Genomic DNA, 19612 nt, shown 5'->3' on the forward strand with positions numbered 1-19612 from the left:
ACGCGTCCTCACGCGAACCGGTACCCACTTCGCTTGAAAACGCCATGGTTCCGGAGACTTGCGTGGCAGTTCGCGTTCAACCCCGTCAGCTTGCCTTTGCGCTGCCGCATGCAGAAAGCCTGACCCGCGACAATTTTCTGGAAGGGCCGGCCAATGAGGCGGGCCTGGCGCTGATCGAAAGCTGGCCCGACTGGCCCAACCGCATCATGCTGCTGGTAGGCCCGGAAGGCTCCGGCAAGAGCCATCTCGCCGCGATCTGGGCCGAGCAAGCCGGCGCCCGCTCGATATCCGCACGCGCTTTGACGCCCACCGCCGTACCCGGCGCGCTTGCGACGGGGGCGCTGGTGGTCGAGGACCTGAAACCGGGGGATTTCGACGAGCGTGCGATGTTCCACCTGATGAATCTGGGGCGGGAAGACGAAGCCTTCATTCTGATGACGGCGCGGATGGCACCATCGGCCTTCGAGGTCGAGCTGCGCGATCTGCGGTCGCGGCTGCGCGCGGTGCCGACGGTGCCGCTATTGCCGCCCGACGATCTGTTGTTCCGCAGCCTGATCGTCAAATTCTGCGCCGACCGGCAGCTGAGCATCGACGAGACTGTCGTGAGCTATCTCGCCAGCCGGATCGAGCGATCCTATGCGGCTGCGCGCCAGGCCATCGACCTGCTGGATAGCGAGGCGCTGCGGCTCGGCCGGCCGGTGACCCGGGCGCTGGCAGCCGAATTGCTGCGCAACGCCTGACGGGCGCTGCTGCCGCTGCGCGCCATGTCACGCCCCCGCCGCCTTGACGGCGGCGGCGGGCGGAACATCAATGTCATCGAAACGTCATCCAACTATCACATGGTGCGCACGGCATCCGCCTAAACTGGCGCTGCGCTCCAACTGAGATGGACCGAAACTTCATGGACTCGGCACAAGCTATTGAAATAACAGAAAAAGACGCAGTTGCCGAAGCGCCACTGGCCATCGCCACCAGCCCGGAGCGGTTCATCAATCGCGAGCTGTCCTGGCTGCACTTCAATCGCCGCGTGCTCGAGGAAGCGGTCAATCCCGGCCACCCCACGCTGGAGCGGGTCCGGTTCCTGTCGATTTCAGCCAATAACCTTGATGAATTCTTCATGGTCCGTGTCGCCGGTATCAAGGCGCAGGTCCGTGAAGGTATCGCCGAACGCAGCCCCGACGGCCTGACCCCGTCCGAGCAGCTCGTCGCCATCAACAAGACGGTTTCGGAACTCGCCTCGGATCAGCAGGCGATCTGGAGCGACCTGCGCACCATTCTGTCCAAGACCGGGATCATTCTGGTCGATGGCCATGACGTCACCAAGGCCGAGCGGAGCTGGATCGAGGATCACTTCCTCCATAACATCTTCCCGCTGCTGACGCCGCTCGCCATCGATCCGGCGCACCCCTTCCCGTTCATCCCGAGCCTTGGTTTCACGATCGCGCTGCATTTGTCGCGGGTCGCCGACGGCAAGCCGATGAACGCGCTGATCCGCATGCCCGGCAAGATCGACCGCTTCATCCGCATGCCCGCGGGCAAGGACGGCGCGGTACGCCTGATCACCCTGGAACAGGCCACCGGCCTGTTCATCGGCCGCCTGTTCCCCGGCTATACCGTCAAGGGCCAGGGCGCCTTCCGCATCATCCGCGATTCCGAACTGGAAATCGAGGAAGAGGCCGAGGATCTGGTCCGCCTGTTCGAGACCGCGCTGAAGCGGCGGCGGCGCGGATCGGTGATCCGGCTCGAGATCGAAGCCAAGATGCCGGAGGAGCTTCGCGCCTTCGTGCAGCAAGCGCTGTCCACCGCCGACGACGAGATTTTCCTGGTCGACGGCGTGCTGGCGATGAACGAGCTGTCGCAGCTGACGCGGCTCGACCGGCCCGACCTCGAATTCGTGCCCTATGTGCCGCGCCATCCCGAGCGCGTGCGCGACCATGGCGGCGATATCTTCGCTGCGATCCGGCAGAAGGATCTGGTGGTCCATCACCCCTACGAATCCTTCGACGTCGTCGTGCAGTTCCTGCAACAGGCCGCCCGCGACCCCGACGTGGTCGCCATCAAGCAGACGCTCTACCGCACCTCGAACAACTCGCCGATCGTGCGCGCGCTGGCCGAAGCCGCCGAAGCCGGCAAGTCGGTGACCGCCTTGATCGAGCTGAAGGCGCGGTTCGACGAGGAAGCCAATATCCGCTGGGCGCGCGACCTCGAACGCGCCGGCGTGCAGGTGGTGTACGGGTTCATCGAACTGAAGACCCACGCCAAATTGTCGATGGTGGTGCGCCGCGAGGGCGGCAACCTCACCACCTATGTCCACACCGGCACCGGCAATTATCACCCGGTCACCGCGCGCATCTATACCGACCTGTCCTACTTCACCTCGGACCCGATCATCGGGCGCGATGCGGCTCGGGTATTCAACTACATCACCGGCTACGCCGAACCCAGCGACATCGAGCGCATGGCGGTGTCGCCGCTGACGCTGCGCAACCGCATCATCGAACACATCAAGGGTGAATCCAATTACGCCCGCCACGGCAAGCCCGGCGCGATCTGGATGAAGATGAACTCGCTGGTCGACCCCGACATCATCGATGCGCTGTATGAGGCCTCGCAGACCGGCGTCGCGATCGAGCTCGTGGTGCGCGGCATCTGCTGCCTGCGGCCCGGGCTGCCCGGACTTTCCGAGAACATCCGCGTCAAATCCATCATCGGCCGGTTCCTCGAACACGGCCGAATCTACTGCTTTGGCATGGGTCAAGGCCTGCCGAGCACAAAAGCTGCTGTGTATATCTCGTCCGCCGACATGATGCCGCGGAACCTGGACCGCCGCGTCGAGGTGCTCTGTCCGCTGCAAAATCCCACGGTTCATCAGCAGGTTCTCGAACAGATCATGGTCGCGAACCTGAAGGATACCGAGCAAAGCTGGCAATTGTTGCCGGACGGGTCTTCAACGCGTATGAAGGCCGCGAAAGGCGAAGAGCCGTTCAATCTGCACAACTACTTCATGACGAATCCGAGTCTGTCAGGCCGTGGAAAGTCTCTCAAGGAATCTTCGCCGCGCCGCCTCACGCGCCGTAATGAGCGTCAGCATTCGTCCTAGCGGGTTGCGTCATATGGGGGATTGGCGGTGAAGCGGCCGCGCCAGCGCGCAACCAGCGTCGCCGTCATCGATATCGGTTCGAACTCGGTTCGTCTCGTCGTCTATGAAACGATGGCGCGCAGCCTCGTCACGATCTTCAACGAGAAGGCGCTGTGCGGGCTCGGCCGCGAGGTCCAGACCACCGGGCTGCTGGCGACCGACGCCGTCGCCAAGGCATTGACCGCGCTGCGGAGGTTTCGCGCGTTGTGCAAGATCCAGAAGGTCGGCCGCGTCTATGCGATCGCCACGGCGGCCTGCCGCGACGCCTCCAACGGCCCCGACTTCATCGCCAAGGCCGAGCGCATCTGCGGCGCCCCCATTCAAATTCTGTCGGGACCGCGCGAGGCCAAATTGTCGGCGCTCGGCGTCGTGTCCGGCGTGCACAATCCCGACGGCATCGTCGGCGATCTCGGCGGCGGTTCGCTCGAACTGATCGACGTGCACCGCAACCGCGTCCGCAGCGGCGTCACGCTACCGCTCGGCAGCCTGGCGCTGCAGGATCTGTCGGACAAATCGCTGAAACGCGCCGACCGAATCGTCCGGGACGAACTGTCCGACGTCGCCCAGCTCAAGGCCGGCCGCGGCCGCACCTTTTATGCGGTCGGCGGCACCTGGCGCGCGCTGGCGCGCATCCACATCATCCAGAGCGACTACCCGCTGCGGGTGATGCACGGCTATTCGATCCCGGCGGCGGAAGCGCTCGACTTCGCGCAGCGGCTGAGGCGGCTGGCCGCGGCCAACATGCTGGCCAATATCGAGATGATCTCCGACGCGCGGCGGCCGCTGCTGACCTACGCGGCGCTGGTGCTCGAACACATCATTCGCGTTGCCAGGCCCAAGACCATCGTGTTCTCGACCTTCGGCGTGCGCGAGGGGCTGCTGTATGAAAAGCTGCCACCATCCGAACGCGCCCTCGATGGATTTATCTGCGCCGCGCAAACGCTGAACCAGCTGTTGTCGCGGTCCGCCCGCCATGCCGAAGAACTGGTCTCGTGGACCGATCGTCTGGTCAGGGTCGTCAAGCTGCGCGAAACCGTCGAGGAACGGCGGCTGCGCCACGCCGCATGCCTGCTGTCCGACATCGGCTGGCGGGTGCATCCGGACCATCGCGGCGAGGAGACGCTGAGCCTGATCACCAACGGCAATTTCGGCTCGATCAGCCACCAGGGCCGCGCCTTTGTCGCGCTGTCGGTGTTTTATCGCTACGCCGGTCTCAGCGAGGAAAACGAACCGCCGGCGCGCATTCGCGAGCTGGTGCCTCCGGCGATGGACGAACGCGCCAGAATGCTGGGCGCGGCGTTCCGCGTTGCGCATCTGATCTCGGCGGCGCGAACCGGCGTGCTGCCCGCGACGCATTTCCGCAGCCAGGGCCGCAAGCTGATGCTGGTGTTCGAGCACCGGATGGTCGATCTGGTCGCCGACCGTGTCGGCAGCCGCTTCAAGCAACTGGCGCGGCTGGTCGGACGCTCCGGCTCGATCGTGCGGCGGTAAAGACAGAATTATCCCTGTCTCATTGCACAGCGGCCCCAAGGAGGGATGCGACGGATCGCCGAGAACGCCAAGCTCACATAAAAAACGCCCGGGAGATTCCCGGGCGTTACCGTTTTCGCGATGCGAGCCGTTCGCTACGCAATCCGCTGTCTGAACACCTACGCCGCCTTGGCGGCGTGCTCGGCGGCGTGTTTTTGCTGCGCGCTTTTGCGCCACATCGATCCCACCACCAGCACGATCGCGATGCCGATCAGCCCGCACACCACCTCGGCGCCATGACCGCCATTGGCGAAGTGCAGGCCGGTCCAGCCGAATAGCTTGTCGAGCTGGACGCCGACCGGGCCGTCGGAAAGCGCACGCAAATGCGGAACGACGGCAGGATCGGTGGCCATCACCTCGCCCGCGACCCAGCCGAGCAGGCCTGCACCGGCCCACACCAGAGCCGGCATGCGCGTCAGCAGCGCCATGATCAGCGCCGCACCGGCAACGATCAGGGGAACGCTGATCGCAAGGCCGATCACCAGCAGCGGAATGCTGCCATTGGCGGCCGCCGCAACCGCGATCACGTTGTCGAGGCTCATCACGATGTCGGCGATCGCCACGATCCGCACGGCAGCCCACAGATGCGCCGCCGCGTGCACGTCGCCCTCACCTTCATCTTCGGGCACCAACAGCTTGGCCGCGATGTAGAGCAGCGCCAGTCCGCCGACCAGCTTGAGGAACGGTAGCGCCATCAGCGACACGACGATGCCGGTGAAGATGATGCGCAGCCCAACGGCGACGCCGGCGCCGAGGATCATGCCCCAGAACCGCTGGCGCGGCGGCAGCCCGCGGCACGCCATCGCGATGACGAGCGCATTGTCGCCCGACAGCAGGATGTTGATCCACATGATCTTGCCGAGCGCGACCCAGAAGGCGGGCTGCTGCATCTCGGCCTGGAACTGCGTGAAGAAAGTCGAGATCGTCGCCGGATCGAAAATTTGCAGCACCCAGTTCACAGCATGCTCCCCCCGGCGCTTGGCCGTCCTGGGCGGCGCTCGCGCGCCGCTCGTTTTGAATTAACCGACGATTTCGTTGCCGGAGAAGAACTGCGCGATTTCAATCGCGGCCGTCTCCGTCGCGTCCGAACCATGCACCGAATTCTCGCCGATCGACTTGGCGTGAACCTTGCGGATCGTGCCCTCGGCCGCCTTCGACGGATCGGTGGCGCCCATCACGTCGCGATATTTCAGCACCGCACCCTCGCCCTGCAACACCTGCACCACGACCGGGCCCGACGTCATGAAGTCGACCAGTTCGCCGAAGAACGGACGCGCCTTGTGGACCGCGTAAAAGGTTTCAGCCTGGTCGCGCGTCATGCGAATGCGCTTCTGGGCCACGATCCGAAGACCCGCCTTCTCGATCAACGCGTTGACGGCGCCAGTCAGATTGCGCTCGGTCGCGTCGGGTTTGATGATCGAGAAAGTGCGTTCCATCGCCATAGTTACGTCCTTACAAACACTGATTGGGAGTTGGGGGCTTATATCGGCGCAGTCCTGCGACGGCAAGCGACCCAATGCCGCGCTATCGCGCAGTTTTGACGCGTTTTCGCTGGCCAGCCCCCTGCCCGCCCCCGGATCGGGCGTCTTGCGGGCCGATCCGAAGCGAGCTCACGGATGGCGCGTTTTCCGCGCCGAAACCTCGCGGAGACGATCACGCTTCGCGATCGGATGATCGCGTTTCGCAATCGATCGCATTGCATTGCCGGGGCTTCGCTGGGAGTAGGCCCGCATCCGCTTCGGCGGGCCCGCTATGGCCCCCGGCCATTCAGGGAACCAGTGGGACTGCGCTTTTTCGGCTCGTTTCAGATGCATGCATAGGAGTTCTGCAACCGGAAACAAATCGCAGCCTCGTGACTTGATCCTGCAGCAACTTACTCAGATCTACTCAAAAGCGACGCTGGAACTCGCCATGGATAGCCGAATCAATCCCGTTTTCGAGCAGATCGATCACCGGACTTCGCAATCGATCTGCGATGCCGTCGGCGAACGCTTGCAGCAGTATATGCGTCCGGAAACCGAACTCTCGCCCCGATTGCAGCAATTGATCAATGAGCTCCGCCGGCGCGAGAACGAGCGGCATTAACCTGTATCGGGAGGCTCAGGAGAGCCTGTTCGTCAGATAAATCGGTTGCGTTTGGCGGCGGGTCCGGTGACAAGGCCGCATGCTTTCAATCACAGATATCTCGATCCGGATTGCCGGACGGCTTTTGATCGAGGACAGCTCGGTACAGATCGTGCCCGGCGCGCGCGTCGGCTTTGTCGGCCGCAACGGCGTCGGGAAATCAACGCTGTTTCACGCGATTCGCGGTGATCTGCCGACCGAATCCGGTAGCATCTCGATACCTCCGCGCTGGCGCATCGGCAGCCTTGCGCAGGAAGCACCCGACGGGCCGGAAAGCCTCATCAACGTCGTGCTGAAGGCCGACCTGGAGCGCGACGCGTTGTTGCAGGAAGCCGAGATTGCCGACGATCCGCACCGGATCGCCGAGATCCAGACCAGGCTGGTCGATATCGATGCGCATTCGGCGCCTGCCCGCGCCGCGGCGATCCTCTCGGGCCTCGGCTTCTCGACCGCGGATCAGGCCCGCCCCTGTTCGGAATTCTCCGGCGGCTGGCGCATGCGCGTCGCACTCGCCGCGACGTTGTTCGCGGCGCCCGATTTGCTGCTGCTGGACGAGCCCACCAACTATCTCGACCTCGAAGGCACGCTCTGGCTGGAAGACCATCTGGCGAATTATCCGCGCACGGTGATCGTGATCAGCCATGATCGCGATCTGCTCGACACGTCGGTCGACCAGATCCTGCATCTCGATCGCGGCAAGCTGACGCTTTACAAGGGCACCTATTCGTCGTTCGAGGAGCAGCGCGCCACGCGCGAGATGCTCGACGCCAAGCACGCCAAGCGGCAGATGGACGAGCGCAAGCGGCTGCAGGCGTTCGTCGACCGTTTCAAGGCGAAAGCATCCAAGGCGCGCCAGGCCCAGTCGCGCGTGAAAATGCTGGAGCGGATGAAGCCGGTCACGGCGCTGGTGACGCAGGACGTGCGCGAGATTTCATTCCCGACGCCTGAAAAGATGCTGTCGCCGCCGATCATCGCGGTCGATGACGTCTCGGTCGGCTACGATCCCAAAAAGCCCGTGCTCAACCGCGTCACGCTGCGGATCGACACCGAAGATCGCATCGCGCTCTTGGGATCGAACGGCAACGGCAAATCGACACTTGTAAAACTGCTCGCGAACAAGCTGCCGCCGTTCTCGGGGCGGATCACGCGTGCGGAAAAACTGTCGGTCGGCTATTTCGCGCAGCATCAGGTCGACGAACTCAACCTCGATGGCTCGCCCTACGACCATGTCCGCAAGCTGATGCCCGAGACGCCCGAGAGCAAGGTGCGCGCGCGGGTCGGCGCCATCGGATTTTCCGGCAAGGCCGGCGACACCCTGGTGAAGAGCCTGTCGGGCGGCGAGAAGGCGCGGCTGCTGCTCGGCCTCGCGACGTTCTACGGCCCCAACATGATCATCCTGGACGAGCCGACCAACCATCTGGACATCGACAGCCGCGCCGCCCTGGCCGAAGCCATCAATGAATTTCCCGGCGCCGTCATCATGGTCTCGCATGACCGCTATCTGATCGAAGCCTGCGCCGATCAATTGTGGGTGGTCGCCAACCAGACGGTGACGACCTATGACGGCGATCTCGACGATTATCGGCGGATGGTGCTGTCGATCCGCGACGTCAGACCCGCTTCGCGCGACCGTGGCAATGAGCGCGCAAGGGAAAACGCAAAACCCGAGCGCGGCAAAAGCGAAAAGCGCACGCCGCTGCGGCAGAAAATCGCCGAGGCCGAGGCCGAGATCGCGCGCATCAACGGCATCATCGCCAAGATCGATACCGCGCTCGCGCTGCCGGATCTGTTCACGCGCGATCCGAAGCAGGCCGCCCAGCTCAGCAAGGCCCGCGCCGGTGCAGCCAGCGCGCTACAGCGCGCTGAGGAAGACTGGCTGGAGGCGAGTTCGCAATATGACGAGGCGACGGGTTAGCCAAGCCTATTGCTACGCGATTGGTGCGTAGTGCGCAGGATGGGCAAAGCCAACGGGTCGCGCGAACGCGCGCCCGATGACAGGCTCCGCGTCCCCACCATCAAGATCGCAAAAATGGAAGGCGGTGGGCGCGGCGCTGATGCGCCTTTGCCCACCCTACGGCTTCATGATGCCCTGAGGCAGATGACTACGTCGCTGCCGGCTTTCGCTTCGGCTTGGCGCCCCTCGGCTGTTGCACCGGCTCGGGCCCGCGCTCGATCGACGACAGACGTCCGGCGGTGAAGGTGTAGATGCCGGCGCGCTGGCCGCGCGAATAGGTAACGATAGCAACGCGATCGCCGCGGCCGTTATTGGAGAAGTTGACGTTGTCGGGCGCGCCGATGCCGCGCACCACGTCGCATTCGGTATGGCCAAGTGCGACGGTACCGCTCGTCGAGGGCGGCGGATTGCTACCCGCCTGCGCATTGGCGTCGGCCGCACCGGGCGGCGGCGCCATTCCCGGACAGGCGCCGTCGGCGGAGACAAGATCTTCCGCCGTGACCGGCTTGTCTGGCGTGAGCGGCGGCGTCTCGATCGAAATGTTTTTGATGAAGATGCGGCTGGGACGCGAAAACCAATCTGCATCCTTCGAAAGCAGGTCGGGCGCGCCGCTGCAGCCCGCGATCACGGGACCGAGCAGAAGCAACGCCAGCAATGGCTTTCGATTGAACGTTCCGTCTCGCACGCTGGACCCAGGCTCCCACCCCTAATGTAACTACTTGTCCCAACATCACTTTGCGGCACGACCATGGCTACCCACAAGCCCGCCGGAAGAAACTTCAAATTATCATTAATTGTCTTATGTCGCTATTGTCGGCGCTGCCAGCGGCCCCGCTCGTCGGCCTGCCAATAGGTCACCTCGAAGCCGCGGGCCTTGCAATCGGTCCAAACGCCACGCGCCGCGGTCAGCGCGTCGGAATCGTCGCCGTTGAACACCAGCACCAGGCGCTCGTAGCTGTCGGAATCGGCGGGCAACGTGGCATTGTCGATCAGGAACCTGACATTGGCGCGATTCGGATTGCCCTCCTCAGTCGAAAGGATGATGGGCTGATCCGGCGCATCCGCGGCGCGCCAGGTGGCGTGCGGCAGGAACGAATCATCACTGTAGGTCCACAGATGCGCATCGAGCGCATCGGTGCGTTCCTGCGAGGTCGATTGCACGACCACGCGCCAGCCGCGCTCCAGCGACTTTTCCAGGAGCGGCGGCAGGACGCTTTCGAGCGACATGTTCTGCAGATGGTAGAACAGGACTTCCGTCATCCGGCCTCTACTATTTCTTTGCTTCGTAGTATTCCGAGACCAGCCGGTCGAGCAGACGGACGCCGTAGCCGGAACCCCAGCTGTGATTGATCTCGGTTTTCGGCGCGCCCATCGCTGTTCCCGCGATGTCGAGATGCGCCCACGGCGTATCGTCGACGAAACGCTGCAGGAACTGGGCGGCGGTGATCGAGCCGCCGTACCGTGCACCGGCATTCTTCATGTCGGCAAACTGCGAATCCATCAGCTTGTCGTATTCCGGACCGAGCGGCAGACGCCAGACTTTCTCACCGGTCTCAAAGCCGGCATTGCTCAGCCGTTCCGACAACTCGTCATTGTTGGAGAACAAGCCGGCATGTTCGGTGCCGAGCGCGACCATGATCGCGCCGGTCAGCGTGGCCAGGTCGACCATGAATTTCGGCTTGAACTTCTTGTTGACGTGCCAGAGCACGTCGGCCAGCACGAGCCGGCCTTCGGCATCGGTGTTGATGATTTCGATGGTCTGCCCCGACATCGAGGTCACGATGTCGCCGGGACGCTGGGCATTGCCGTCAGGCATGTTCTCGACGAGGCCGATGGCGCCGACGACGTTGACCTTGGCCTTGCGCGCCGCCAGCGCATGCATCAGGCCGACGACGCAGGCAGCTCCCCCCATGTCGCCTTTCATGTCTTCCATGCTGGCGGCGCCCTTGATGGAAATGCCGCCGGTGTCGAAGCAGACGCCCTTGCCGATGAAGGCAACCGGCTGCGCGCCCTTCTTGCCGCCGTTCCAGCGCATGATCACGGTGCGGCTGGGCTGGGTCGAGCCCTGGCCGACGCCGAGCAGCGCACCCATGCCGAGCTTGGTCATCGCCTTGACGTCGAGCACCTCGACATTGACGCCGACCTTCTTGAGCTGACTGGCGCGGCGAGCGAACTCGATCGGGAAAAGCACGTTCGGCGGCTCGTTGACGAGCTCGCGCGCGATGATCACGCCGTCGACGACGTGCGATTCCGGCGCGAAGGCCTTGCGAGCGGCGGCAACGTCAGCCACCGCAATCGAAACATCTGATCGCAAGGCGCCGTTTTCGTCCTTTTTCTTGGTTTTGTAGCGGTCGAATTTATAGGCGCGCAGCCGGACGCCCGCCGCGATCGCGGCGGCCTGATCAGGCTGCATCGCGCCATCGGGCAGTTCGGCGATGATGGTGACGGCGTCGCTGGCGGCATTGAGCTTGCCAGCGGTGACGCCGCCGAATTTGAGAAAATCCTTCTCCTTCAACGCCGACAGTTTGCCGAGACCGACGACGATCAGCCGCGGCGCCTTGATTCCCTCCGGCGCCAGGATGTCCAGCGCCGCGCCGCTTTTGCCCTTGAACTGGTTGGCCGCCGCCGCCCGCTTGACGGTGTCGGCCGCTGATCCCAGCGCCTTGCGGGTCGCCGCGCCGAACTTCAGCGCATCGTCGCAAAACACCACCAGAATGCCGCGGGACGCCGCGGAAAACGGGACAAAGCCGACCTTGACGGCGTCGGACATAGGCAATTCCTCCAGAATTCAGGGCTGATTGCGGGACCGGAAACGGTCCCAAGGATACGCGGAGCGGTATTCAGAATGAGTCTCTTGGTGGCGGTCCCGATCTGCCGGGACCTTGATTTGCCACACTATGGCCTGTCAGCCGCGGCGCTGCCAAGCGCCTGCGTGGCCCCAAGGCCACAGGGGCCGAATAATTAACCATATCCTAAGGGTGCCACGGCCCGGCCATTTTGTTGACGGATCAAAGGGATGGTAGAGAGAGTGGAGACGGCTGAAAGGCTGGCGGCGCGACCTTGGGGATCCCGGTTTCGGGATTGGTCGCAAGCCGCTCTTTTGGCACGCTAGGTGGGATCGTGCGGTAAACGATGGGGTCTATCGACAAGTATATCTTCCGCACGACGCTTGCGTCGTTTGCGCTGGTCCTGGTCAGCCTGACGGGCGTGATCTGGATTACGCAGGCGTTGCGCGGCATCGACCTGATGACGAGCCAGGGTCAGACCATCATCACCTTCCTCGGCATCACCAGCCTGGTGATTCCCGCGCTGGTTCTGATCATCGCGCCGATCGCGCTGATGATCGCGGTCTCGCACACGCTGAACAAGCTCGCCACCGATTCCGAGATCATCGTGATGAACGCCGCCGGCTTCTCGCCTTTCCGGCTGTTCCGTCCCTTCTTCTACGCCACCTGCGTGGTGGCGCTGATGGTCGCCTTCATCGGCGCCTTTCTCGCTCCCGACGGCATGCGCCGGATCAAGCAATGGGACGCCGAGATCACCGCCGACGTGCTGACCAACATCCTGCAGCCCGGTCGCTTCGCCCAGCTCGACCAGAACCTGACGATTCGCATCCGCGAACGCCTGCCGGGCGGCGTGCTCGCCGGCATCTTCGTCGACGATCGCCGCGATCCGAAAGAGCGCGTCACCATCATCGCCGATCACGGCACGGTGCTGAAGAACGAGAACGGCTCGTACCTGGTGCTGGAAGACGGCAATCTCGAACGCTTCGAGGCGGGAAAACGCGACCCCGCGCTGGTGGCGTTCGGCCGCTACGCATTCGACATGTCGAAATTCTCCAATCAGCGCGACGCGGTGCTGGGGATTCGCGAACGCTACATCTGGGAACTGGTTTCGCCCGATGAAAACGATCCGGCGTTCAAGAAACTGGGCGGGCAATTTTACGCCGAATTGCACGACCGCTTGATGGCGCCGGTGTATCCGTTCGCGTTCGCGGTCCTGACGTTCGCGTTTCTGGGCACGCCGCGCACCACGCGGCAGAGCCGCAACTTTTCGATCGGCGGTTCGATTATCGCGGTGTTCGGCCTGCGCATGGCCGGATTCGCCTGCTCCGTCATGGCGGTGAAAAATCCCGCCGCCGCGCTGGTCCAGTACGCGATGCTGTTCGCATCGATCGGCGTCGGCTTGTGGATGATTGTCGGCGGCGTGGTGGTGGAACCGCCGGCCGCACTGATCGAGGCGATCAACAAATCGAATGCGCGCCTCGCGCGGCTCTTTGGACGGCCGGCCACAGCATGAGCATGTTGACCAATACGCTCGGGCGATACTTCGCCGGCCGCTTCCTGGTCGCGGCGGTGGGCGTGTTTGCGAGCATCTTCGTGCTGCTGGTGCTGGTCGACTACATCGAAATGGTGCGCAAGACCTCGGGGCTGGCGTCGGCGTCGGCGATCACGGTCGCGCAGACGTCGCTGTACCGCGTTCCGCAGCTGCTCGAAAAGCTGATGCCGTTCTGCGTCCTGATCGGCGCGATGACCTGCTACCTCGCGCTGTCGCGGCGGCTCGAACTCGTGGTGGCGCGCGCCGCCGGCGTATCGGCGTGGCAGTTCATCTCGCCGGCGCTGGCCAGCGCGATCATCCTCGGCACCATCGCCACGGTGGCCTACAACCCGATGTCGGCCAACCTGCGCGAACTTTCCAAGCGGATGGAGGCCGAACTGTTCGGCTCGGCACCCGGCGGCGGCATCCAGGACGCGTCCGGATTCTGGCTCAACCAGATCAACAGCGAGGGCCAGACCATCATCAACGCCGCCCGCAGCGAGCGCCAGGGCGTGCGGCTGACCGGTCTCACGGTGTTCCGGTTTGATACAAACCTGCAGTTCAAGGAACGAATCGAGGCCCGCGAGGCGTCGCTGGAAGAAGGCCGCTGGGCGTTCAAATCGGTGCGCCGATACTCCCTCGACAAGCCGCCGATCGAACAGGAAAACCTGTACATCACAACCACCCTGACGCCGGCCCAGATTCGCAACAGTTTCTCGACCCCGGAAACTGTGTCTTTTTGGCAACTCCCCGGCTATATCCGATCTTCGGAGAGCTCGGGATTTGCGACCGCCGGCTACCGTTTGCAGTATCACAAGCTCATCGCACAGCCGTTTTTGCTGGCTGCAATGGTGATGTTGGCGGCGTCGGTCAGCCTTCGCTTCTTCCGGATGGGCGGCGTGCAAAAGATGGTTTTGAGTGGCGTGGGTGCGGGCTTTCTGCTCTACGTTCTGTCGAAAGTAACTGAGGATTTGAGCAAGGCTGAGTTGATGCATCCCATCGCTGCGGCGTGGTTGCCCGTATGCGTGGGCGGCCTCACCGGTTTTTTGGCCTTGCTGTACCAGGAGGACGGGTAGTGGCCGTTGTCGCCGCCCGCCAGTTGAGGTCGCCTGCGTTCAGGCGGCGCAGCCTGCTGCGCCGCTATCGGAGCCGCTTGGCCGCCGTTGGCGTCCCGATGATCGCCCTGCTCGCCGGCTTTGCGCTCGCAGGCATGATCGGGCTTGCCTGGACGGCACCCGCCTCGGCGCAGGGCTTCACTTACAATCCGCGGCCGCCCAAACCGCCGCCCCGGCCCGTCAACAACAACGGGCAAATGCTCGTGCAGGCCGTCGAGGTCGACTACGACTACAATAACCAGCGCGTGTCGGCGGTCGGCAACGTGCAGATGTTCTACAACGGCACCAGCGTCGAGGCCGACAAGGTCATCTACGACCAGAAGACCAAGCGCCTTCACGCCGAGGGCAACATCCGCCTGACGGATGCCGAAGGCAAAGTCACCTACGCCAACATCATGGATCTGAGCGACGACTACCGTGACGGTTTCGTCGATTCGCTGCGCGTCGACACCGAGGATGCGACGCGGATGGCGGCAACCCGTGCCGACCGGACCAGCGGCAATTACACCGTGTTCGAAAACGGCGTGTATACCGCCTGCGCGCCCTGCAAGGACGATCCGAAGAAGCCGCCTTTGTGGCAGGTCAAGGGTGCGCGCATCATCCACGACCAGACCGAGAAGATGCTGTATTTCGAGAACGCCCAGCTCGAATTCTTCGGTGTGCCGATGGCGTATCTGCCGTATTTTTCGACGCCCGATCCCACCGTGAAGCGCAAGACCGGCTTCCTGATGCCGTTCCTCAGCTCGTACACGCCTTACGGCTACGGCGTGGAAACGCCGTTCTATTGGGCGATTGCGCCGGACTACGACGCGACCTTCAATCCGCGTATCACGACCCGGCAAGGCGTGCTGTTTCAGGGCGAATTCCGCCAACGCCTGATCAACGGCTCGTACCAGATCCGCGCCTATGGCATTAACCAGCTTGAGCCCAGCGCCTTCGCCGGCCAGCCCGGCGACCGCAACTTCCGCGGCGGCGTCGAAACCAGGGGCCAGTTCGCCATCAATGACAAATGGACCTGGGGTTGGGACGGCGTGCTGCTGTCCGACTACTTCTTCATGTCCGACTACCGGCTGGCCCAGTACAGGGATACGCTGGGATCGTTCCTGAGCCTGCCGACCGAAGCGATCTCGCAGCTCTATCTGACCGGCGTCGGCAATCGCAGCTTCTTCGACGCGCGCACGATCTACTACCTCAGCTTCTCCGGCAGCCAGGAGAAGGTTCCGGTCATCCATCCGGTGGTCGACTATTCCAACGTGATCAACAGTCCGATCTTCGGCGGTGAGGTCGGCTACAAGACCAACTTCACCAGCCTGTCGCGCTCGACCGCGGCGTTCGACCCGATCACGACGATGGCAAACACCAACGCGCTCTGCACCACCGCGTCCGCCGATCCGCTCGCGCGGGTACCCACGCAGTGTCTGCTGCGCGGCATCCCCGGCACCTACACAAGGTTCACCGCGGAAGCGCAATGGCGGCGGTCGTACACCGACCCTTACGGTCAAATCTGGACGCCGTTCGCGATCGCCCGCGTCGACGCCGTCGATGCCTCGATTTCGAATCAGCCGGGCGTCTCGAATTTCCTGCCTGTCGGCGATACCACCGCGCTGCGCGTGATGCCGACCGTCGGCCTCGAATATCGCTATCCCTTCATCAACGTTCAGCCCTGGGGCACCACCACGATCGAGCCGATCGCGCAGGTCATCATCCGCCCCAACGAGACCTATGCCGGCAGGCTGCCCAACGAAGACGCGCAGAGCATGGTGTTCGACGCCAGCAATTTGTTCGCGATCGACAAATTCTCGGGCTACGACCGCATCGAAGGCGGCGGCCGCGCCAATGTCGGCGTGCAGGCGACCACGCAATTCGACCGCGGCGGCAGCGTCAATGTGCTGTTCGGACAATCCTATCAGCTGTTCGGCATGAACTCGTTCGCGGTCGCCGACCTGACCAATACCGGTGTCGATTCCGGCCTGCAGAACACGCGCTCCGACTATGTCGCCCGCGTCAACTATTCGCCCAACCGGACCTATACGTTCAGCGTGCGCTCGCGCATGGACGAAGCAACGCTCAACCTCAATCGTTTCGAGGCCGAGGGCCGCGCCTCATTCGACCGCTGGTCGGTCAGCCTGCTGTACGGCAATTATGCGGCGCAGCCAGCCCTTGGATACCTGACCCGGCGCGAGGGCCTGCTCGGCAGCGCATCGGTCAAGCTGGCGACGAACTGGGTGGTGTCGGGTTCCGCGCGGTGGGATCTTGAAGCCAACAAGCTCAATCAGTACATCATCGGCGCAGGCTATGTGGACGACTGCTTCGTGCTCGCTGCCAATTATGTGACGTCCTATACCTATTCCGCCGGCACCACGCCGCCGGTCCTCAGTCACGGGTTCATGCTTCAGATCGGCCTGCGGACCATTGCCAATTCGTCCACGTCGGCCTCCGGCGCCGGCGGCATTCAGTAGCGTGGGCGAAGCCTTGAACGTGGGAAGCCTTGCCGAACAGTTCCCGGCGTATTGCGGATCGAATTGGTTGATGCGCCTGACATGAGCATGACGACCATCAAGCCTCGACATCATCGCCTTCGGTCCCGGATCGCAGGCTGCTCGGTTGCGCTGGCCATGCTCACCAGCAGCGGCACTCACCTGCACGCGCAATCGATCGCCTGTATGGTCACCGGCGAACCCATCACCAATCTCGATATCGAGCAGCGCACCAAGCTGAACTTCCTGACGACCCGCAAGCAGATGCCCCGCCAGGAAGTGATCGACCAGCTGATCGACGAAAAGGTGAAGATCCGGGAAGCCAAGAAGTATGGCGTCGACCCCACGGGCAGCGATGTCGATCAGTCCTACGCCCAGATGGGTTCGCGGATGCGGCTCTCGACCGAGCAGCTGACAAAATCACTTGAAAGCCAGGGCATCCGGCCGGAGACCCTGAAGGCCCGCCTCAAGGCCGAGATGGTTTGGACCAGCCTGGTGCGCGGCCGGTACAAGGAGAGCCTCCAGGTCGGCGAGAAGGAGGTCAACGCCGCCGCCCAGGAAGGCGGCGAGGCAACGAAGGTCGAAGCCTTCGAATACAAGATGCAGCCGATCGTGCTGCTGGTGCCGCGGGGTGCTCCGCCGGGCGCGATCGAAGCGCGGAAAAAGGAAGCGGAAGTGCTGCGCGAGCGCGTCCAGAGCTGCGAGGCGGCCAACTCCTACTTCAAGTCGATGCAGAACGGCACGATCCGCGACTCCGTCACGAAAACATCGGCTGAGCTTGCTCCCCCGTTGCGCGAGATGCTCGACAAGACTCCGATCGGCCATCTGACCCCGCCCGAGATCACCAAACAGGGCGTGGAAATGGTCGCCCTGTGCAGCAGGAAGCCCACCACCGTCGATTCGCCGAAGAAGCGGGAAATCCGCGAAAAGATGTATACCGAGAAGTACGAGGCGAAGCAGAAAGCCTATCTGGCCGAGATCCGCAAAGCCGCAATGATCGAATGTCGTTGATGCATGGCAAAGCCCCTCGCGCTGACATCCGGCGAGCCTGCGGGCATCGGTCCCGACATCGCCATCGCAGCGTGGCTCCGGCGTAACGAACTGGACCTCCCGCCGTTCTATCTGCTCGGCGATCGCAACTGCTTCGCCGAGCGGGCAAAGATTCTCGGATTGAAAATCGAACTCGCGGACACCAGTCCGGAGGATGCGGCCGCCGTTTTTGCCAGCGCATTGCCTGTCGTGGCGACGGGCGAAGCCGCAACCGCGCCGCCGGGCCAGCCGGATACCACCAGCGCAAGCGCCGCACTCGCTTCCATCCGTCAGGCCGTCGACCATGTCCGAGCCGGACGGGCCAGCGCTGTGGTCACCAACCCGATCGCCAAGAGCGTGCTGTACCGCGCCGGCTTCCGTCATCCCGGTCATACCGAATTTCTCGCCGAGCTTGCCGCCAATGGCGGGGCGGCACCGCAGCCGGTGATGATGCTGTGGTCGCCGGCGCTCGCGGTGGTGCCGGTGACGATCCATCTATCGGTGCGCGACGCGCTCGCGCAGCTTTCGACCGATCTGATCGTGACGACGGCCCGCATCGCGGTGGCCGACCTGAAAGCCCGCTTTGGCCTCGCCAGCCCGCGTCTGGCCGTATCAGGCCTCAATCCACATGCCGGCGAAGACGGCTCGCTCGGCATGGAAGATATCGAGGTGGTGGCGCCGGCCGTCGACATCCTGCGGCGCGACGGCATCGAGGTCCGGGGGCCGTTGCCCGCCGACACCATGTTCCACGAAGCCGCGCGAAAAACCTACGACTGCGCGATCTGCATGTATCACGATCAGGCGCTGATCCCGATCAAGACCATCGCGTTCGAGGATGCCGTCAACGTCACGCTGGGATTACCGTTCATCCGCACCTCGCCCGATCACGGCACCGCGTTCGACATCGCCGGCACCGGCCGCGCCAACCCGTCGAGCCTCGTCGCGGCGTTGCGGCTCGCCGCGCGCATGGCGGCGGCCAGAGCGTTTTCCAGCGAAGTGGATACCGGTTCGCGTCAAGAAAACGCGTCAAATCAAAAAAGCTCTAGCCCTGAATGAGCGCGATCGACGATCTGCCGCCGCTGCGCGACGTCATCCGCGAACATTCCCTGTCGGCCCGCAAATCGCTCGGCCAGAATTTTCTGCTCGACCTCAACCTCACGGCACGGATCGCGCGCGCCGCAGGTCCGCTCGAGGGCGCCACCATCATCGAGATCGGCCCCGGCCCCGGCGGGCTGACGCGCGCATTGCTGGCGCTGGGCGCGCGGCGCGTTATCGCGGTCGAGCGCGACGAACGCGCACTGGCGCCGCTCGATTATATCGCCAAGCGCTATCCGGGACGGCTGGAGATCGTGCATGCCGACGCGCAGCATTTCGATCCCCGCCCCCTGCTCGGCGGCGAGCCTGCCAAGATCGTCGCCAACCTGCCCTACAACATCGCCACGCCATTATTGGTGGACTGGCTCTCGATCGAGCCCTGGCCGCCCTGGTACGACATGATGGTGCTGATGTTTCAGCGCGAGGTCGCCGAACGGATCGTCGCGAAAGAAGACGACGAGGCCTATGGACGCCTCGCCGTGCTTGCCAACTGGCGCGCCGAGACCAAGATCCTGTTCGACATATCGCCGGCAGCCTTCGTGCCGCAGCCCAAGGTTACGTCGTCGGTGCTGCGGCTGGTGCCGCGCAGCGCGCCGGAGCCGTGCGACCGCCGCGCGCTCGAGCAGGTGGCGGCTGCAGCCTTCGGCCAGCGCCGGAAAATGCTGCGCCAGAGCCTCAAATCGCTGTCGGTCGATCCGGCCCGGCTGGCCGCCGCGGCCGGCGTCGATGCGACCCGGCGCGCCGAGACGATCCCGGTTTCCGGCTTTGTTGCCATGGCCCGTGAATTGACCAATATACGAAGCACAAAATCAAACGTTCCCTGAGGAGAAAA

At 63.7% G+C, this 19612-nt stretch carries 15 protein-coding genes and 1 pseudogene; 10 read left to right on the plus strand and 6 right to left on the minus strand.

Annotated elements, in window-relative coordinates:
* Window positions 1–62 precede the first annotated feature (62 nt).
* The 3 genes from JQ597_RS13560 (at window position 63) to ppx (ending at window position 4630) form a co-directional block, all read left to right on the plus strand.
* Window positions 63–740: a P-loop NTPase family protein gene (locus JQ597_RS13560; RefSeq protein WP_212264777.1), complete on the plus strand. Its 678-nt coding sequence runs from the start codon at window positions 63–65 to the stop codon at window positions 738–740.
* Window positions 741–901: 161 nt separating this feature from the next.
* Window positions 902–3100 carry an RNA degradosome polyphosphate kinase gene (locus JQ597_RS13565; protein ID WP_212264778.1) on the plus strand — a complete coding sequence of 733 codons (2199 nt, stop codon included), beginning with the start codon at window positions 902–904 and terminating at the stop codon, window positions 3098–3100.
* 27 nt (window positions 3101–3127) lie between these two features.
* On the plus strand, window positions 3128–4630 hold the full coding sequence (ppx, locus tag JQ597_RS13570) for an exopolyphosphatase (protein ID WP_212264779.1): 1503 nt from the start codon (window positions 3128–3130) through the stop codon (window positions 4628–4630).
* Window positions 4631–4788: 158 nt separating this feature from the next.
* Here the strand turns inward: ppx and JQ597_RS13575 are convergent, their stop codons facing one another.
* The 3 genes from JQ597_RS13575 to JQ597_RS13585 all read right to left on the minus strand — a co-directional run bounded on the left by JQ597_RS13575 (window position 4789) and on the right by JQ597_RS13585 (window position 6751).
* Window positions 4789–5628 carry a TerC family protein gene (locus JQ597_RS13575; RefSeq protein WP_212264780.1) on the minus strand — a complete coding sequence of 280 codons (840 nt, stop codon included), beginning with the start codon at window positions 5626–5628 and terminating at the stop codon, window positions 4789–4791.
* A 60-nt stretch (window positions 5629–5688) separates the two neighbouring features.
* Window positions 5689–6111 (minus strand): nucleoside-diphosphate kinase, encoded by a 423-nt coding sequence (gene ndk / locus JQ597_RS13580; RefSeq protein WP_192740707.1) that lies wholly within the window; start codon window positions 6109–6111, stop codon window positions 5689–5691.
* A gap of 445 nt (window positions 6112–6556) precedes the next feature.
* Window positions 6557–6751 carry a hypothetical protein gene (locus JQ597_RS13585; RefSeq protein ID WP_212264781.1) on the minus strand — a complete coding sequence of 65 codons (195 nt, stop codon included), beginning with the start codon at window positions 6749–6751 and terminating at the stop codon, window positions 6557–6559.
* Window positions 6752–6833: 82 nt separating this feature from the next.
* Here JQ597_RS13585 and JQ597_RS13590 point away from each other — a divergent pair, with 82 nt between their 5' ends.
* Window positions 6834–8708 carry an ABC-F family ATP-binding cassette domain-containing protein gene (locus JQ597_RS13590; protein ID WP_212264782.1) on the plus strand — a complete coding sequence of 625 codons (1875 nt, stop codon included), beginning with the start codon at window positions 6834–6836 and terminating at the stop codon, window positions 8706–8708.
* 187 nt (window positions 8709–8895) lie between these two features.
* Here JQ597_RS13590 and JQ597_RS13595 read toward each other — a convergent pair whose 3' ends face one another.
* The 3 genes from JQ597_RS13595 to JQ597_RS13605 form a co-directional block, all read right to left on the minus strand.
* A complete protein-coding gene (locus JQ597_RS13595; RefSeq protein ID WP_212264958.1) occupies window positions 8896–9393 on the minus strand; it encodes a hypothetical protein in 498 nt (165 codons plus the stop codon).
* Between the two features lie 161 nt (window positions 9394–9554).
* Window positions 9555–10007: a DNA polymerase III subunit chi gene (locus tag JQ597_RS13600; protein ID WP_212264783.1), complete on the minus strand. Its 453-nt coding sequence runs from the start codon at window positions 10005–10007 to the stop codon at window positions 9555–9557.
* A gap of 10 nt (window positions 10008–10017) precedes the next feature.
* Window positions 10018–11517 carry a leucyl aminopeptidase gene (locus JQ597_RS13605; protein ID WP_212264784.1) on the minus strand — a complete coding sequence of 500 codons (1500 nt, stop codon included), beginning with the start codon at window positions 11515–11517 and terminating at the stop codon, window positions 10018–10020.
* A 362-nt stretch (window positions 11518–11879) separates the two neighbouring features.
* Between JQ597_RS13605 and lptF the strand changes: the two genes are divergently transcribed.
* The 6 genes and pseudogenes from lptF (at window position 11880) to rsmA (ending at window position 19604) form a co-directional block, all read left to right on the plus strand.
* The gene (lptF, locus tag JQ597_RS13610; protein WP_212264785.1) at window positions 11880–13046 is read left to right on the plus strand and encodes an LPS export ABC transporter permease LptF; all 1167 of its coding nucleotides are present in this window, start codon (window positions 11880–11882) and stop codon (window positions 13044–13046) included.
* The gene (gene lptG, locus JQ597_RS13615; RefSeq protein WP_212264786.1) at window positions 13043–14140 is read left to right on the plus strand and encodes an LPS export ABC transporter permease LptG; all 1098 of its coding nucleotides are present in this window, start codon (window positions 13043–13045) and stop codon (window positions 14138–14140) included. The genes lptF and lptG overlap by 4 nt, the downstream gene beginning before the upstream one ends.
* A gap of 98 nt (window positions 14141–14238) precedes the next feature.
* Window positions 14239–16638, plus strand: coding sequence for an LPS-assembly protein LptD (locus tag JQ597_RS13620; RefSeq protein WP_212264959.1), 2400 nt, complete (start codon window positions 14239–14241; stop codon window positions 16636–16638).
* Window positions 16639–16719: 81 nt separating this feature from the next.
* Complete coding sequence (locus JQ597_RS13625; RefSeq protein WP_502754430.1) at window positions 16720–17667, plus strand: peptidylprolyl isomerase; 948 nt, start codon at window positions 16720–16722, stop codon at window positions 17665–17667.
* Between the two features lie 3 nt (window positions 17668–17670).
* Window positions 17671–18666, plus strand: a pseudogene (gene pdxA / locus JQ597_RS13630) (4-hydroxythreonine-4-phosphate dehydrogenase PdxA); the annotation flags it as partial.
* 71 nt (window positions 18667–18737) lie between these two features.
* Window positions 18738–19604 carry a 16S rRNA (adenine(1518)-N(6)/adenine(1519)-N(6))-dimethyltransferase RsmA gene (gene rsmA / locus JQ597_RS13635; RefSeq protein ID WP_212264788.1) on the plus strand — a complete coding sequence of 289 codons (867 nt, stop codon included), beginning with the start codon at window positions 18738–18740 and terminating at the stop codon, window positions 19602–19604.
* The last annotated feature ends 8 nt before the right edge of the window (window positions 19605–19612 follow it).

This window comes from Bradyrhizobium sp. AUGA SZCCT0177, from assembly GCF_018130125.1.
In the GTDB taxonomy this organism is placed as follows: domain Bacteria; phylum Pseudomonadota; class Alphaproteobacteria; order Rhizobiales; family Xanthobacteraceae; genus Bradyrhizobium.

What these genes read in the sequence shown, in the direction of transcription:
- JQ597_RS13565 (WP_212264778.1), top strand. Translation starts at nt 902, where the DNA reads ATGGACTCGGCACAAGCTATTGAAATAACAGAAAAAGACGCAGTTGCC.
- ndk (WP_192740707.1), bottom strand. Translation starts at nt 6,111, where the DNA reads ATGGCGATGGAACGCACTTTCTCGATCATCAAACCCGACGCGACCGAG.
- JQ597_RS13585 (WP_212264781.1), bottom strand. Translation starts at nt 6,751, where the DNA reads ATGCCGCTCGTTCTCGCGCCGGCGGAGCTCATTGATCAATTGCTGCAA.
- JQ597_RS13590 (WP_212264782.1), top strand. Translation starts at nt 6,834, where the DNA reads ATGCTTTCAATCACAGATATCTCGATCCGGATTGCCGGACGGCTTTTG.
- JQ597_RS13600 (WP_212264783.1), bottom strand. Translation starts at nt 10,007, where the DNA reads ATGACGGAAGTCCTGTTCTACCATCTGCAGAACATGTCGCTCGAAAGC.
- JQ597_RS13605 (WP_212264784.1), bottom strand. Translation starts at nt 11,517, where the DNA reads ATGTCCGACGCCGTCAAGGTCGGCTTTGTCCCGTTTTCCGCGGCGTCC.
- lptF (WP_212264785.1), top strand. Translation starts at nt 11,880, where the DNA reads ATGGGGTCTATCGACAAGTATATCTTCCGCACGACGCTTGCGTCGTTT.
- lptG (WP_212264786.1), top strand. Translation starts at nt 13,043, where the DNA reads ATGAGCATGTTGACCAATACGCTCGGGCGATACTTCGCCGGCCGCTTC.
- JQ597_RS13620 (WP_212264959.1), top strand. Translation starts at nt 14,239, where the DNA reads ATGATCGCCCTGCTCGCCGGCTTTGCGCTCGCAGGCATGATCGGGCTT.
- JQ597_RS13625 (WP_502754430.1), top strand. Translation starts at nt 16,720, where the DNA reads ATGAGCATGACGACCATCAAGCCTCGACATCATCGCCTTCGGTCCCGG.
- rsmA (WP_212264788.1), top strand. Translation starts at nt 18,738, where the DNA reads ATGAGCGCGATCGACGATCTGCCGCCGCTGCGCGACGTCATCCGCGAA.